This window comes from Vibrio sp. Vb0304 (assembly GCF_033338995.1).
GTDB lineage: Bacteria > Pseudomonadota > Gammaproteobacteria > Enterobacterales > Vibrionaceae > Vibrio > Vibrio alginolyticus.
Map to the genome: position 1 here is coordinate 1 of NZ_JAWOTT010000103.1, position 1,543 is coordinate 1,543.

A 1,543-nucleotide genomic window follows, 5' to 3' on the forward strand; every position below is an offset into this window, starting at 1 on the left:
ATCAAGGAACATACAACTGCCTTGAAATGAATGGTTCCAAGTCATCCAAGAATCCAACAACCCTCGGATTTTCCGCTCAATATTACCATCACCAAGCCCGCGTGCAGGTTCAATCACTCTTTCAGCAAACACTTGGTTTGCGTACTCAAGCACGGAAAGCTGCAAATTCAACTTGGAATTAAAGTGAGCAAACAGACCACTTTTGGACATGCCACACTGCTTCGCTAGTTCGCCAATGGTGAGGCTTTCTAAGCCGTCTTCACTGGCAATTTCAAATGCGCGCTGCAGAATGAACTCTTTCGTTACTTTTCCTTTTTTCATAACTGTAGTTTTAGCACGGTCGTTCTTTTTTGCAATGAAGAGTTAACTGGTCTAACCATCTATCCATGTCATTTTCTCGCTAAGATCGACCTATTGAGTGGGTTAATAGATGCGGAATCAAGAAGTTTGAAGTGAGTCTTAAATTCAGACATTGCTAAGGTTCAAGCTGCAATGTGTTGATTTTTTCATGCATGAAGTGCGTCGCGAACTGTTACTTTCGCTGAAGTTTTTTATTCATTTAGGTAAGTAACGTATGGCGACAAACCGAAAAATAGCCAGTTTAGAATTTGCACGCATCATTGCCATGGTGGCAATTGTCGGGCTGCATTGCCAAATGGCCCTCACTTATTGGCAGTGGGATGGCGTACCTTGGGTCGGTTATCTTCTTAATCAGCTCGCTCGTTTTGCGGTTCCGCTTTTTTTCCTTATTTCTGGTTACCTTATCCAACCTAAGCTGAGCAGCAATCCACTCGAAACTTTAGCCAACTATGCGAAACCTCTAATGCAAATTTGGTTGGTTTGGAGCGTGATCAGCTTACTCATGCCGTTCCAATGGCAAGTCGTAGCAGAAGCAGGATACCTTGCCGAACGACAAGGCTACTGGGGATACTTAGCGTCTGCACCACTGAATTCATTACTAGAAGGCGGACTTGTCCACCTGTGGTTTATTCCCGCATTGGTGATTGCGGTCGCTATCATCGCCTTCTTAGTTCGAATTGGCATGACACAGTTACTTCTTCCAACAGCTGTGCTGCTTTACGTCTATGGTGTTTTGGCAGGCAGCTATGAACCTCTCACCGATTTACCTGCTCCGTTTTTCACTCGTAATGGGCCATTTTTCAGTACCTTGCTTGTGGTATTTGGCTACTTGATTCGAGAAAAACAGTGGCTTTGGTCACGCAACAACACCATTCGCCTGATTCTCCTCGGTATGGCTCTGCACTTTGGTGAAGCCTACTGGTTGATGCAATACGATGTGGCCTTCAACTCTAACGACTTCTTGTTTGGCACCGTCATTTGGTCGCTCGGCGTGTTCATGTGGCTGTTAGTTCATCCTAATTTTGGCAACATGCCATGGGTATTTAAGTGGGCCCCTAGTGTTTTAGGCGTTTACGTGAGCCATCTGTTGGTCATTATTGTCATGATGAACATAGCGGGCTTTTTAGGATTACAAGACTTAGCAAAAGATGCCTTCTTGTTTCCTGCCACTCTCATCGTGACC

Annotated in this window: 2 protein-coding genes; one reads left to right on the forward strand and one right to left on the reverse strand. The window is 44.8% G+C overall.

The window, feature by feature from the left end:
* A partial coding sequence (locus tag R7P35_RS24135; RefSeq protein WP_318092853.1) for a TetR/AcrR family transcriptional regulator occupies nt 1-321 on the reverse strand: 321 nt, incomplete at its 3' end.
* 253 nt (nt 322-574) lie between these two features.
* Between R7P35_RS24135 and R7P35_RS24140 the strand changes: the two genes are divergently transcribed.
* A partial coding sequence (locus R7P35_RS24140; protein ID WP_318092854.1) for an acyltransferase occupies nt 575-1,543 on the forward strand: 969 nt, incomplete at its 3' end.